This window comes from Ralstonia mannitolilytica, from assembly GCF_000954135.1.
GTDB lineage: Bacteria > Pseudomonadota > Gammaproteobacteria > Burkholderiales > Burkholderiaceae > Ralstonia > Ralstonia mannitolilytica.
Map to the genome: position 1 here is coordinate 3,455,602 of NZ_CP010799.1, position 13,973 is coordinate 3,469,574.

The window sequence follows — 13,973 nt, forward strand, 5'->3', positions numbered from 1 at the left end:
CGCGGCACCGTCGTTTGGATGCCGCAGGCCCGGAAACTCCGCGCTTGCGGCCCTCAAGAAAAGCGTTTATAAAGACGGTTCGATTGGTGCGGCGCAGTAGCGCTTCCCTGATTTTTGCTGCAGTCCTTCGCATTCTCTCCATGTCCTTCGCCAAGTTTTTTTACTTTTACTTTTGGCATCTCGCACCGCTGGCGGAAGGAGAGGGGCGCTTGCAGCAAAAATAAAAGCACCCAGCAGATACCGAAAACCGCCAGCGACCCTGGCGGTTTTTTTTCGTCCTGTCACCTGCCCCACCCCGGCACCGACGCGAAACATGATCCGAACACAGTAGACGTTTCCGATAGAACTCAAGACACATCCCCGGAGCTTTCCATGCCGAAGAACACCGACGATTTGCGCATTCGCGAACTGAAAGAGCTGACGCCGCCGGCGCACCTGATTCGCGAATTCCCGTGCAGCGACACCGTGTCGGAACTGATCTACCAGAGCCGCAACGCCATGCACCGCATCCTGCACGGCATGGACGACCGCCTGATCGTCATCATCGGCCCGTGCTCCATCCACGACACCAAGGCAGCGATGGACTACGCCCGCCGCCTGGTCGAGCAGCGCGAGCGCTTCAAGAACGAGCTCGAAATCGTCATGCGCGTGTACTTCGAGAAGCCGCGCACCACGGTCGGCTGGAAGGGCCTGATCAACGACCCGTACATGGATGGCAGCTTCAAGATCAACGACGGCCTGCGCACCGCGCGGGAGTTGCTGATGAACATCAACGAGCTGGGGTTGCCGGCCGGCACCGAATACCTCGACATGATCAGCCCGCAGTACATCGCGGACCTCGTGAGCTGGGGCGCCATCGGCGCGCGCACCACCGAAAGCCAGGTGCACCGCGAACTGGCCTCGGGCCTGTCGTGCCCGGTCGGCTTCAAAAACGGCACCGACGGCAACGTGAAGATCGCCGTGGACGCCATCAAGGCCGCGTCGCAGCCGCATCACTTCCTGTCGGTCACCAAGGGCGGCCACTCGGCCATCGTGTCGACGGCCGGCAACGAGGATTGCCACATCATCCTGCGCGGCGGCAAGGCGCCCAACTATGACGCGGCGAGCGTGCAGGAAGCGTGTGACGCCATCGCCAAATCGGGCCTGGCCGCGCGCCTGATGATCGATGCATCGCACGCCAACAGCAGCAAGAAGCACGAGAACCAGATCCCGGTGTGCGAAGACATTGCCCGCCAGATGGCCGCGGGCGACAACCGCATCGTCGGCGTGATGGTGGAATCGCACATCAACGCCGGGCGCCAGGACCACGTCCAGGGCACGCCGGTATCCGACCTGGCTTACGGTCAGAGCGTGACCGACGCGTGCATCGGCTGGGACGATTCGGTGAAGGTGCTCGAAACGCTGGCCGACGCCGTGCGCAAGCGCCGTCTGGTACCGGGCAGCGGCAACTGAGTGAACTGAGCCTCACTGCTTCACGGAAGGGCGCCTGCGGGCGTCCTTTTTGTTTCGGTGCGGCCCGCGCCGATCTACAACAAATGTGAGCAAAAGGCGCCAAAGTCACACAAGTGCGTTGCCTTTGACATATCGTAGGTGAGTTCCCCCTGCTCACCTCCCGGAGGCAACCATGGCAGACAATCTGGTGGAAACCGCCACCAACACCGCAAGCAAGTACCAGGCGCTCGTCGCGCAATACGCGGCCGACGTCGGCATGAAGATCCTCGCCGCCATTGTCTTCTGGGTGGTGGGCCGCTGGCTCATCAACCTGGCCGTGCGCATGGTCGAAAACTCGCTTGGCAGGCAGAAGGTCGATCCGACCGTGCTGCGCTATGTGGGCTCGATCATCACCGTCACGCTGAATGTGCTGCTGGTGATCGGGATCCTCGGCTATTTCGGCATCCAGACGACGACGTTCGCGGCGCTGATTGCCGCAGCCGGTGTGGCGATCGGCATGGCATGGTCGGGCCTGCTGTCCAACTTTGCGGCGGGCGCGTTCCTGATCGTGCTGCGGCCGTTCAAGGTGGGCGACTTCGTGACGGCCGGTGGCGTGACGGGCACGATCAAGGAGATCGGCCTGTTTGCCACGACCATCAACACGCCGGACAACGTGGTCACGATTGTCGGCAACGGCAAGATCTTCGCCGACACGATCCAGAACTACACCTCCAACCCGTTCCGCCGCGTCGAGCTGAAGGCGCAACTGGCCGGCAGTGCCGATCACCGCGCCGCCATCGCGCTGCTCAAGGAAAAGGTGGCCGCCATTCCCAACGTGCTGACCGATCCGGCGGTCGATGTTGAGATCCTGGAGTTCAACCTGGTCGGGCCTGTGCTGGCCGTGCGCCCGTACACGCACAACGACAACTACTGGCAGGTCTATTTCGACACCAACCGCACGATCAAGGAAGCGCTGGCCGAAGCCGGCTTCCCGGCGCCGACGCCATCGCAGGCGCTGACCATCACCACGCCGGGCCAATTGGCGGGGCTGGCCGCCGTGGCGCAAAGCACGACGACGCCGACAAGCGTGAACTGATTCTGCGCACCGCAAAAGCAAAGGCAAACGGCCCGGCGAGGCAACGTCACCTCGCCGGGCCGTTTTGTTTGATGCGGACGGCGATTACGCCGGCTTGTGCTCGTCGCGCTTCCAGAGGACGTCCGTGCCGCCGTCTGCGCGATTCAGCACGCGCGCCAGCACGAACAGCAGGTCCGACAGGCGGTTGACGTATTGGCGCGGCGCCTCCCCAAGGGCCTCTGCGCGGCCGAGTGCGACGATGCTGCGCTCCGCGCGGCGCGCGACGGTACGGCACACATGCGCCTGTGCCGCGGCGCGGCTGCCGCCCGGCAGGATGAATTCGGCCAGCCGCGGCAGATCGGCGTTGTAATCGGCCAGCCATTGGTCGAGCCGCAGCACGTGCGCGGTGGTCACCATCGTGTACCCGGGAATGCAGAGTTCGCCACCCAGATCGAACAGGTCGTGCTGGATGGCGGTGAGCGCCGCGCGCACGCCGTCGGGCAGCGATTCCGTCAGCAGCACGCCAATGTGCGAGTTCAGTTCGTCGACATCGCCGATGGCGGCGATGCGCAGGCTGTCCTTGGCCGTGCGGCTGCCGTCGCCGAGGCCGGTGGTGCCGTCGTCGCCGGTGCGGGTGGCGATTTTGGATAGGCGGTTGCCCAAGATGCGTCTCCTGTTGCTGTATTGGCGCGTTGCAAGCCGCCATTATCGCAAGCGGCGTGCAACCCCGGCGTTAGAATGATCCATTGGCCCGCCGAGAGCCGCACAACATTGCGAGACCCCCATGAACCACCCGATGCCCCATCCCGGATTGGTGCGCAAGCCGATCCCCCCGGTCATGCTCGACGCGCTGCGTGCCCGCTTCGGCGACCGCGTCTCCACCACCGAAGCCGTGCGCGCCCACCACGGCCGCGATGAATCCGCCTACGACCCGATGCTGCCCGACGCCGTCGTCTTCGCGCAGACCACCGAGGAAGTCGCTGCCGTCGCCAAGCTTTGCTTCGAACACGAAATTCCGCTGATCCCGTATGGCGCCGGCTCGTCGCTCGAAGGCCATCTGCTCGCGGTGGCCGGCGGCGTGAGCCTCGATCTCTCGCAGATGAACCACGTGCTGTCGGTGCACCCGGAAGACCTGACGGTGACGGTGGAGCCGGGCGTCACGCGCAAGCAACTCAATACCGAGATTCGCGATACCGGTCTGTTCTTCCCGATCGACCCCGGTGCGGATGCGTCCATCGGCGGCATGTGCGCGACGCGCGCGTCCGGCACGAACGCCGTGCGCTACGGCACGATGCGCGAGAACGTGCTGAACCTGACGGTCGTCACGGCAGACGGCCGCATCATCAAGACGGCCAACCGCGCGCGCAAATCGTCGGCGGGCTACGACCTCACGCGCCTCTTCATCGGCAGCGAGGGGACGCTCGGCATCATCACCGAGATCACGCTGAAGCTGTATCCGCAGCCCGAAGCCGTGTCCGCGGCGGTGTGCGCCTTCCCGAGCATGGGCGATGCGGTGTCGGCCGTGATCGACACCATCCAGATGGGCGTGCCGATTGCGCGCGTGGAGTTTGTCGACGCGCTCGCCATCCGGGCGATCAACCAATACGACAAGCTGACGCTGCCCGAGATGCCGACGCTGTTCTTCGAGTTTCACGGCTCGGAGCATGGCGTGCAGGAGCAGGCCGAGACCGTCCAGCAGATCGCCGCTGAACATCAAGGCCAGGGCTTCGAATGGGCAACACGCCCCGAAGACCGCAGCCGCCTGTGGAACGCCCGACACAACGCGTACTTCGCGTTCCTGCAACTCAAGCCGGGCTGCCGCGCTGTCACCACCGACGTCTGCGTGCCGATCTCGCGCCTGGCCGAGTGCGTGGTCGAGACCGAGAAGGACCTGCTGGCCAGCGCGCTGCAACTGCCCGCGCCCATCGTCGGCCACGTGGGCGACGGCAACTTCCACGTCGCGCTGCTGATCGATCCGAACAAGCCGGAAGAACTGGAAGAAGCCGAGCGCATCAACCAGCGCATCGTCGCGCGAGCGATTGCCATGGACGGCACCTGCACGGGCGAACATGGCGTGGGCCTGCACAAGATGGACTTCCTCATCGCCGAACACGGCAACGATGCGATCGACCTGATGCGCAGCGTCAAGCAGGCGCTGGACCCGAAGCACATCCTCAACCCCGGCAAGATCTTCCACCTGTAATGGCCTCCGTCTTCAAGCGCGTTCCTCCGCTGCACCTGCTGATTGCCTTTGAAGCCGGCGCACGCCATGCGAGCTTCGCGCGCGCGGCCGAGGAGCTGTCCGTCACGCCCAGCGCGGTCTCGCACCGCATCAAGAACCTCGAGGAGCTGTGGGGCGAAGACCTGTTCGTGCGCACCGGCACGGCATTGCGGCTCACCGCCGCCGGCACGCGCTACCTGCGCAGCGTGCAGGACGCGCTCAAGAGCCTGCATGAGCTGGCCCGCCCGGAATTCAGCAAGCAGCGCGCGCGGCTGCGTGTGGCAATCCCGCCCACGTTCGGGCGTCAGCACCTGGTGCCGCGCATTCCGGAGTTCAACGCGCTGTATCCGCACATCGACGTGGAGCTGCACCTCGCCATCCCGTTCCTCGACGTGAAGGCCGAAGACACCGACGTCGAGATCCGCTACGGCACCGGCCGCTACCCCGACCTGAAGACCACGCTCCTGCTCAACGAGCCGGTGTTTCCCGCATGCGGACGCGGCTACTTCGAGCAGATCAGCGGCAGCACCATCACCGAGGCATCGCAACTGCTGAACCTCACGCTGCTGCGCAGCCCGCTGGAGCCGTGGCGCCCGTGGTTCGAGGCAGCGGGGCTCGATGCGCCGGAGCCTGCCACGGGTTCGCTCTTCAACGACATCGGGCTCATGCTGGAAGCCGTCGCCTCCAACCAGGGCGTGGCGCTGGTGCGGCAGGCGATGGCGCGCAACTGGCTGGCCTCGGGGCAGATCGTGCGGCTGCTGGACATCGAATCGACGTCGCCACATGCTTATTACATCGTGCAGCGCGAGCAGGCACCGATGAAGCCCGAGGCGCAGCATTTTGTGGACTGGTTGCTCGGGCTGGATTGGTAAGCCGTCAGCCACCACCCGTGGGCAGTGGAGGCGCGTCGCCGGGCCTCAAACCGCCGGATTCGAAACTTTTAGTATCGACGTTGACGTTCGGAACCCCACCGTTGATGAAAAATGCAGCAACGTCGGAGCAAAAAGCGTCATGGGTCGACCCTCTGGGCCTCGACGTCGACGTTCCGAACGTCATCGTTGCTGTTTTTTTCATCAACGCCGACTGTATTTGCCTCACGCGTGAGGTATCCGAACCTCAGATTCGAAACTTTTAGTGTGAAGGTCGGTGTTTTGAACCCCGCCGCTGGTAGTCAAAGGCTCGATCGTGAAGATCGGACCTCCACCAACGGGCGGCGAAACCCTGCTGCACCGCGATGAACCGGATTGGCCGCCCCGGCGAGCCAAATTCATCGCCGCAAAAGTCCTTAACACGCCGCGCGGCGCGGCGGCCGGGCTATAGTGCCTCCCACCCCGGCCACCGCTGGCGGGCAGAACCATGAGAGACACCCCATGAATGCGCCATCGTCGTCGTCCGCCACCGCCCGCGATCTGACCGCCCTGCAGGCCGAGCTGACCGCTGCGCTGTCCCAGATCGTGTCCGACGACGCGCTGCTCTGGGAGCGCGAAGACACCACCCCGTATGAATGCGATGGCCTGGCCGCCTACCGGCAGGTGCCGCTGGCCGTGGTACTGCCGGATACCGAAGCGCAGGTCGTCGAAATCCTGCGCGTGTGCCACCGCATGGGCGTGCCCGTGGTGCCGCGCGGCGCGGGAACGAGCCTGTCGGGCGGCGCGATGCCGACCCCAGGTGGGCTGGTCCTCTCGCTGGCCAAGTTCAAGCGCATCCTGAAGGTCGATCCGTACACGCGCACGGCCGTGGTCCAGCCTGGCGTGCGCAACCTCGCCATTTCGGAAGCCGCCAACCCGCACGGGCTGTACTACGCGCCTGATCCGTCGTCGCAGATCGCCTGCACCATCGGCGGCAACGTGAACGAAAACTCGGGTGGCGTGCACTGCCTGAAATACGGCCTGACCGTGCACAACGTGCTGCGCGTGCGCGCCGTGATGATGGACGGCGAGGTCGTCGAATTCGGCAGCGAAGCGCCCGACGCCCCCGGCTTCGACCTGCTGGCCACGGTGATCGGCTCCGAAGGCATGCTGGCCGTGGTGACCGAAGTGACCGTGCGCCTGATCCCCAAGCCGCAACTGGCGCAGGTGATCATGGCGAGCTTCGACGATGTGGAATCGGGCGGCAACGCCGTCGCCGCGGTGATTGCCGCGGGCATCATCCCGGCCGGGCTGGAGATGATGGACAAGCCCGCCACCGCCGCCGTGGAGGAATTCGTCTGCGCCGGCTACGACCTGGACGCGGCCGCCATCCTGCTGTGCGAATCCGACGGCACGCCCGAAGAAGTGGCCGAAGAAATCGCGCGCATGAGCGAAGTGCTGCGCGCCTCGGGTGCCACGCGGATCCAGGTCTCGCAAAGCGAGGCCGAGCGCCTGAAGTTCTGGAGCGGACGCAAGAATGCCTTCCCGGCAGCCGGGCGCATCTCGCCGGACTACTACTGCATGGACGGCACCATCCCCCGCAAGCACATCGGCACGCTGCTGCGACGCATCCAGCAGATGGAGCAGAAGTACGCCCTGCGCTGCATCAACGTGTTCCACGCCGGCGACGGCAACATGCATCCGCTCATCCTCTTCAACGGCGAAGACCAGGACGAATGGCACCGTGCGGAGCTGTTCGGCGCAGACATCCTGGAAACGTGCGTGGAACTCGGTGGCACGGTGACGGGCGAACACGGCGTGGGCGTGGAGAAGCTCAGCTCGATGTGCGTGCAGTTCTCTGCCGAGGAGCGTGACGCCTTCCTGCGCGTGAAAGCGGCGTTTGACCCGGCGCGCCTGCTGAACCCCGACAAGGCCATCCCCACGCTTGCGCGGTGTGCCGAATACGGCAGGCTGCACGTGCGCAACGGGCTGCTGCCGCATCCGGACCTGCCCCGTTTCTGAACACATGACGGCCATGAGGAACCCGCCCCGCACCAGCCGCAACCGCTGGCACGCCCACAACGCGCGGCTTGGCGAATATCTCGGCAAACCCGAGAGCGGCTGGCGCGCGCGTTGGTACACCATCATCTTTGAAGCCGAAACACGGTCGGGCGGGCTGTTCGACCTGACCCTGCTGGGGGCCATCCTCGCCAGCGTACTGGTGGTGATGCTCGACAGCCTGCCGAGCGTAAGCGGCCGCGCGGGCACGCTCTTCACGGTGCTCGAGTGGCTCTTCACGCTGCTGTTTACGGCGGAATACGTCATGCGCATCCTCGTGGTGCGCAAGCCCTGGCGCTACGTGCTGAGCTTTTACGGCGTCATCGACTTCATCTCGATCCTGCCAACGTGGCTGGCGATCTTTGTGCCCGAACTGGCCTACCTGCTCGATGTGCGGCTGCTGCGCCTGCTGCGGATCTTCCGGATCCTGAAGATCACGGTGTACTTTGAAGAGGCGCAGATCCTGCTGCGTGCGCTGCTGAACGCCCGGCACAAGATCTTCGTGTTCCTGGGCACCGTGTTTATCATCACCATCATCCTCGGCACGGTGATGTACGTGGTGGAAGGGCCGCAGCATGGCTTCACCAGCATTCCGGTCAGCATGTACTGGGCGGTGGTCACGCTCACCACCACGGGCTTCGGCGACCTGGTGCCGCGCACGCCGCTGGGCCAGTTCATCACGTCGATGACCATCCTGCTCGGCTACAGCATCATCGCGTTCCCCACCGGCATCATCGGCGCGGAGCTCGTGAGCACGATGCGGCAGAGTCCGTCCAGCCCCCGCACCTGCACGCACTGCGGCACCGAAGGCCACGACGCCGATGCTGCGTTCTGCAAGCGCTGCGGCACCAAGCTGCCACCGCACCCCACACAGATTGCGCACAGCGAGTAGGCTGCCGCGCCCGACGCTTCGACAGCAAGCCATGCAAGACAACATCGCCCTCCCACCCACGCTCGCGCGCTTTCGCGAGGCCATCGCGCAGGCCACCGCCAGCCGGACGCCGCTCACCCTGCGCGGCGGCGGCACGAAGGATTTCTACGGTCGCTCGCCCGCGCCCCACGGCACCGTGCTGGATACGCGCGAGTGGTCCGGCATCGTCGATTACGACTGCGCGGAGCTCGTCGTCACCGCACGCAGCGGCACGCCCCTCACCGAGATCGAAGCGGCGCTGGCCGAACACCGGCAGATGCTCGCCTTCGAGCCGCCGCACTTTGCCGCAGACGGCAAAACCGCCACGGTGGGCGGCGCATTTGCATCGGGCCTCTCGGGCCCGCGCCGGCAATCGGTGGGGGCGCTGCGCGATTTCGTGCTCGGCGCGGTCGTCATGGACGGCCGCGGCGACCTGCTGAACTTCGGCGGTCAGGTCATGAAGAACGTGGCGGGCTACGACGTCTCGCGCCTGATGGCCGGTGCGCTGGGCACGCTCGGCCTGGTGGTGCAGGTGTCGCTGAAAGTCCTGCCGATGCCGTTCTGCGATGCGACGCTGCGCTTTGCCGTGCCGCAGGCCGAGGCCATCGACACGCTCAACCGCTGGGGCGGCCAGCCGTTGCCGATTGCAGCATCGGCATGGATCGACGGTGCACTGTGGGTGCGCCTGAGCGGGGCCGATGCGGCGGTGCGCGCGGCAATCACGAAGCTCGGCGGCGAGCGTGTGGACGATGCCCAAGCCGGCGGGTTCTGGCGCGACCTGCGGGAGCAGTCGCACACGTTCTTTGCGCGCGCCGTGCAGGGCGGCCTGCCGCTGTGGCGCATCGCCCTGCCCCCGGCCACGCCGCCGCTGGCCCTGGGTCATACGTCGGCCGACGAGCAGCTCATCGAATGGGGCGGCGGCCAGCGCTGGTGGATCGACACCGCCAGCACCCCCGCCCACGTCATCCGCGATGCCGCGCGCCAGGCCGGTGGCCACGCCACGCTGTTCCGCAACGGCGACCGCGCCGCCGATGTCTTCACGCCGGTCTCGGCGCCGCTCATGGCCGTACACAAACGCCTGAAAGACAGCTTCGATCCGCACGGCATCTTCAACCCGGGCCGCCTGTATTCAGCGTTCTGACTGCCGACTTCTCACGCAAGCCCATCATGCAAATCACGCTCGCGGCGTTCCTGCGCAACACCCCCGACGGCGAAGAAGCCCAAAGCATCGTGCAGAAGTGCGTGCACTGTGGTTTCTGCACCGCCACCTGCCCGACCTACCAGCTGCTCGGCGACGAACTGGACGGCCCACGCGGGCGCATCTACCTGATGAAGCAGGTGCTGGAGGGCCAGCCCGCCGGCGCCGCGACGCGCCTGCACCTGGACCGCTGCCTGACCTGCCGCAACTGCGAATCGACGTGCCCGTCCGGCGTGACCTACGGGCGCCTCGTGGAGATCGGCCGCAAGATCGTCGAAGACCAGCTCGATGCGAAGGGCCAATCGCGGCCGCTGGGCGAGCGCGCCGTGCGCTGGGCACTGCGCGAGGGCCTGACCCGTCCGGCCTTGTTCGGCCCGGCGCTGAAGGTTGGGCAGGCCGTGCGCGGGCTCCTGCCGCCGGTGTTGCGCAACAAGGTGCCGGCCAGGCAGCCGCGGGCCGGTGCACGGCCCCGCACCGCGCATGCACGCAGGATGCTGCTGCTCGAAGGCTGCGTGCAGCCGGCCATGTCACCGAACATCAACGCGGCCACGGCGCGCGTGTTCGACAAGCTTGGCGTGCAGCTCGTCAGCGCAGACCGCGCGGGCTGCTGCGGCGCCATCCGGTATCACATGAACGACCACACGGGCGGCCTCGACAACATGCGCGCCAACATCGACGCGTGGTGGCCGCACATCGAAGCGGGCGCCGAGGCCATCGTCATGACGGCCTCCGGCTGCGGCGCGATGGTCAAGGAATACGGCCACCTGCTGCGCGACGACCCGGCCTATGCCGGGCGCGCGGCACGCGTGTCCGCCATGACGCGCGATCTGTGCGAGGTGCTGCCGGCGTTTTCGCAGCAGCTTCTGCAGAAGGCCAAACCCGAAGCGCAACGCCCGCGCGTGGCGTGGCACCCGCCCTGCACGCTGCAGCATGGCCAGCAGATACGCGGCGCGGTGGAAACACTGCTCGGCTCGCTGGGTGTGGACGTCAAGCTCTGCGCCGACAGCCACCTGTGCTGCGGCTCGGCGGGGACGTATTCGGTGCTGCAACCGGAACTCGCCTACCGGCTGCGCGACGACAAGCTCGCCAAGCTGCAAGCAACGCAGCCCGAGCGCATCGTCACCGCCAACATCGGCTGCGTCACGCATCTCCAAAGCGGCACCGACACGCCGGTCGAACACTGGATCGAGCTGGTCGACCGCATGCTCGTCTGAAACGAACGCACCCAGTTCTATACTGGCCGCTTCGTTTGTTCCGGAGGCCCCATGCTGCAAACCTTCGCGATCCTGCTGACGTTCCAGTCGGTGGGAGAGCTGCTGACGTATTCCCTGCACCTGCCCGTGCCCGGCCCGGTGATCGGCATGGTGCTGCTGGTCATTTACCTGCTGGTGGACAAGGGCCGCGTGCTCGAAGTCATGCAGGGCACCGTGAGTGAACTGCTGCGGCACCTGACCATCCTGTTCGTGCCGGCCGGCGTAGGCGTCATGACGCAACTGAACCGCATCGGGCAGGAATGGCTGCCGATCGTGGTGGCGACCGTCGTATCGACATGGCTGGCGATTGCCGCCGGGGCGCTGGTCACGCGCGCGCTGATGCGCCGCATCGGAGACCACGGCGAATCGCACGAGGAGCTCGCCCCATGAGCGCGATGGCCCCTAACCTGCACCAGCTCTGGGTGTACCTCGCTGCGAGCCCACTGCTGGGCCTGACCGCCACGCTCATCGCCTATCTGATCGGCGTGCGTCTGCATGAGCGCAGCCGCTTCAACCCGATGGTCAATCCGCTGCTGATTGCGGTCGTCATCCTCGGCACGCTGCTGACCGTGACAGGCACACCTTACAAGACCTACTTTGACGGCGCGCAGTTCGTGCACTTCCTGCTGGGGCCGGCCACGGTGGCGCTGGCGGTGCCGCTGTTTCAGCAATGGGCGAAGCTGCGCCGCCACGCGTTGCCGCTCATGGCCGGGCTGCTTGCGGGGTCGGTCGTGGCGGTGGTGTCTGCCGTGGGCATCGCGTGGCTGTTGGGTGCATCGCCGGAAACGCTGCGCTCGATGGCGCCGAAATCGGTGACGATCCCGATCGCCATGGGCATCTCGGAGAAGATCGGCGGCGCGCCGACCATCACGGCAGTACTGGTGCTCATTACCGGCATTGTCGGCGCGACGACCACGACGCGGCTGCTGAACCTGCTGCGCGTGCGTGAGTACAGCGTGCGGGGCTTTGCCACCGGCATTGCGGCGCATGGCATTGGCACCGCGCGAGCGTTTCAGGTCAATCCGGAAGCCGGCGCGTTCTCGGCGCTGGGCATGGGCCTGAACGGCGTGCTGACAGCGGTGCTGGTGCCGCTGCTGGCGGGCTGGATTCCCCACTGAGCCGCCTTCCCCTCCGCCCCGGCATTCACTGCCTGGGCAACCTGAAACACGATCCTCAGTCCTCCTGAATGCTCCTGACAGAACGCTGTCAGGAGCCCCCCGCCAGAATCGCTCCACCTCAACCGGCAACGGCACTCCCAACCGCCTGCGCCACCTACTGGAGCGAACATCATGGCAAGCGTCATCAACTGGTTTGAAATCCCCGCCAACGATTTCCGGCGCGCGGTGAAGTTCTACGAGAACGTCTTCGACACCCGGCTCAAGCAGGAAGACATGGGCGACCTGACGATGGGCGTGTTCCCGGCAGGTGAGACGACGATTCACGGCGCGCTGGTCAAGGGCGAAGGCTTTGCACCGTCCGACAAGGGCAGCGTGGTCTACCTGAATGCGCCGGACCTGGACGCCGCGCTCGAGCGCGTGAACGGCAGCGGCGGCCGATGCGTGTTCGGGCCGATGACGCTGCCCGACCACATGGGCCGCATCGCCCACATCGTCGACACCGAAGGCAACCGCATCGGCCTGCATGAGCCCGATGCCAAGACGCAGGCGTACCTGCTGCAGCAGTAACGCCGCTTTCCCCAAGGCCGGCGCGCGGGCGTCGGCCGACTCACCAAGACAGAGAAGAACACCATGCCGAGTCAATCGCCGTACCTCATGCGCGCTGCCGACATTGCCGCGCGCACGCAGTCGTTTTCACACCCCTGGAACAGCCTGTCGGAAATCCACGGCACCATGATGGGCCGGCTGCTGGGGCTCAAGCGCACCGGCGTGAATTTCGCCCGCGTGCCGCCGGGCAAGGAGTCGTTCGTCTACCACTCGCACCAGCGCGAGGAGGAGTGGATCTACATCCTCTCCGGCGAGGCGCAGGCGGAGATCGATGACAGCGTCTTCATCGTCCGCCCCGGCGATTTCATGGCCTTCCCCACAGGCGTGGCGCACCACCTGCGCAACTGCGGCAAGGAAGACCTGCTCTACCTGTGCGGCGGCGAGCATCTGAACATCGAGATTGCCGATTTTCCGCGGCTCGGCAAGCGGATGCTGCGCCGTGGCGAGCAGGTGGACGTGGTGGACCTCCACCCGCAGCGCGAGCTGACGCCCTTCGGCGCGTAGGGGAAAGATTGTGCGGATTGCGCGCGGCAAGAAGCCCACTACAATGCCGCGCATGACACGCCGCGCCGACCGCCTCTTCCAGATCGCCCAGATCCTGCGAGGCCGCCGTCTGACCACGGCGGCGATGCTGGCCGACCGCCTGGGCGTGTCCGAGCGCACGGTGTATCGGGACATCCGCGATCTGTCCGTCTCGGGCGTGCCGATCGAGGGCGAGGCCGGCATCGGCTACCGCATGCGCGCCGATTTCGACCTCGCGCCGCTGATGTTCACGCCGGATGAGGTCGAAGCGCTGGTTGCCGGCGCGCGGATGATCAAGGCGTGGGGCGGCGGCGCCATGGCCGGCTCCGTGGAAGCCGCGCTCGAGAAGCTGATGGGCGCCCTGCCCGCCGAGCGCCGCACCGAAGCGGAAACGACGCGCATCTTCGCGCCCGGCTACGGCATGGGCAGCGAGGTCAAGCAGATCTTCGATACGCTGCATGCGGCGCTGGGCCGCCACGCCGTGGCGCGGCTGTCCTACCGCGACGCCCAAGGCCAGCTGACGGACCGCTGCATCCAGCCGCTCGGGCTGTTCTTCTGGGGCCAGGTGTGGCTCGTGGCCGCATGGTGCGAGCACCGCCAGGACTACCGCACGTTCCGCCTCGACCGCTGCGTGAAGGTCGACATTCTCGAACGCCACTTCGCCGAATCCGCCGAGCGCTCGCTGGCGGATTTCATGCGCAAGGTGCGCGGGTCGTCGGACTGACGTTGAAGC

The 13,973-nt window shown here is 66.2% G+C and carries 14 protein-coding genes; 13 read left to right on the forward strand and 1 reads right to left on the reverse strand.

Going from position 1 to position 13,973, the window contains the following annotated elements; translation table 11 throughout:
• The first annotated feature begins 372 nt into the window (after nt 1-372).
• Both aroG and TK49_RS16270 read left to right on the forward strand, forming a co-directional pair.
• A complete protein-coding gene (aroG, locus tag TK49_RS16265; RefSeq protein WP_045787637.1) occupies nt 373-1,452 on the forward strand; it encodes a 3-deoxy-7-phosphoheptulonate synthase AroG in 1,080 nt (359 codons plus the stop codon).
• Between the two features lie 172 nt (nt 1,453-1,624).
• The gene (locus tag TK49_RS16270; RefSeq protein WP_045787638.1) at nt 1,625-2,527 is read left to right on the forward strand and encodes a mechanosensitive ion channel family protein; all 903 of its coding nucleotides are present in this window, start codon (nt 1,625-1,627) and stop codon (nt 2,525-2,527) included.
• A gap of 84 nt (nt 2,528-2,611) precedes the next feature.
• On the opposite strand, the gene TK49_RS16275 is transcribed toward TK49_RS16270, so the two are convergent.
• Entirely contained in the window at nt 2,612-3,169 is a 558-nt protein-coding gene (locus TK49_RS16275; protein WP_045787639.1) for a cob(I)yrinic acid a,c-diamide adenosyltransferase, read from the reverse strand.
• A gap of 121 nt (nt 3,170-3,290) precedes the next feature.
• Here TK49_RS16275 and TK49_RS16280 point away from each other — a divergent pair, with 121 nt between their 5' ends.
• The 11 genes from TK49_RS16280 to TK49_RS16330 all read left to right on the forward strand — a co-directional run bounded on the left by TK49_RS16280 (nt 3,291) and on the right by TK49_RS16330 (nt 13,964).
• The gene (locus tag TK49_RS16280) at nt 3,291-4,709 is read left to right on the forward strand and encodes an FAD-binding oxidoreductase (RefSeq protein ID WP_045787640.1); all 1,419 of its coding nucleotides are present in this window, start codon (nt 3,291-3,293) and stop codon (nt 4,707-4,709) included.
• A complete protein-coding gene (locus TK49_RS16285) occupies nt 4,709-5,599 on the forward strand; it encodes a LysR substrate-binding domain-containing protein (RefSeq protein ID WP_045787641.1) in 891 nt (296 codons plus the stop codon). The genes TK49_RS16280 and TK49_RS16285 overlap by 1 nt, the downstream gene beginning before the upstream one ends.
• A gap of 498 nt (nt 5,600-6,097) precedes the next feature.
• Complete coding sequence (locus TK49_RS16290) at nt 6,098-7,597, forward strand: FAD-linked oxidase C-terminal domain-containing protein (RefSeq protein ID WP_045787642.1); 1,500 nt, start codon at nt 6,098-6,100, stop codon at nt 7,595-7,597.
• 13 nt (nt 7,598-7,610) lie between these two features.
• Nucleotides 7,611-8,525 carry an ion transporter gene (locus TK49_RS16295; RefSeq protein WP_045787937.1) on the forward strand — a complete coding sequence of 305 codons (915 nt, stop codon included), beginning with the start codon at nt 7,611-7,613 and terminating at the stop codon, nt 8,523-8,525.
• A 31-nt stretch (nt 8,526-8,556) separates the two neighbouring features.
• On the forward strand, nt 8,557-9,684 hold the full coding sequence (glcE, locus tag TK49_RS16300; protein ID WP_045787643.1) for a glycolate oxidase subunit GlcE: 1,128 nt from the start codon (nt 8,557-8,559) through the stop codon (nt 9,682-9,684).
• Between the two features lie 26 nt (nt 9,685-9,710).
• Nucleotides 9,711-10,955: a glycolate oxidase subunit GlcF gene (glcF, locus tag TK49_RS16305; RefSeq protein ID WP_045787644.1), complete on the forward strand. Its 1,245-nt coding sequence runs from the start codon at nt 9,711-9,713 to the stop codon at nt 10,953-10,955.
• A 51-nt stretch (nt 10,956-11,006) separates the two neighbouring features.
• On the forward strand, nt 11,007-11,384 hold the full coding sequence (locus tag TK49_RS16310) for a CidA/LrgA family protein (RefSeq protein ID WP_045787645.1): 378 nt from the start codon (nt 11,007-11,009) through the stop codon (nt 11,382-11,384).
• Nucleotides 11,381-12,112, forward strand: coding sequence for an LrgB family protein (locus TK49_RS16315; protein WP_045787646.1), 732 nt, complete (start codon nt 11,381-11,383; stop codon nt 12,110-12,112). Before TK49_RS16310 ends, TK49_RS16315 begins: the two co-directional genes overlap by 4 nt.
• A 171-nt stretch (nt 12,113-12,283) precedes the next feature.
• The gene (locus TK49_RS16320) at nt 12,284-12,679 is read left to right on the forward strand and encodes a VOC family protein (RefSeq protein WP_045787647.1); all 396 of its coding nucleotides are present in this window, start codon (nt 12,284-12,286) and stop codon (nt 12,677-12,679) included.
• Between the two features lie 63 nt (nt 12,680-12,742).
• The gene (locus tag TK49_RS16325; RefSeq protein ID WP_045787648.1) at nt 12,743-13,222 is read left to right on the forward strand and encodes a cupin domain-containing protein; all 480 of its coding nucleotides are present in this window, start codon (nt 12,743-12,745) and stop codon (nt 13,220-13,222) included.
• 43 nt (nt 13,223-13,265) lie between these two features.
• A complete protein-coding gene (locus tag TK49_RS16330; RefSeq protein ID WP_045787649.1) occupies nt 13,266-13,964 on the forward strand; it encodes a helix-turn-helix transcriptional regulator in 699 nt (232 codons plus the stop codon).
• Nucleotides 13,965-13,973 lie beyond the last annotated feature (9 nt).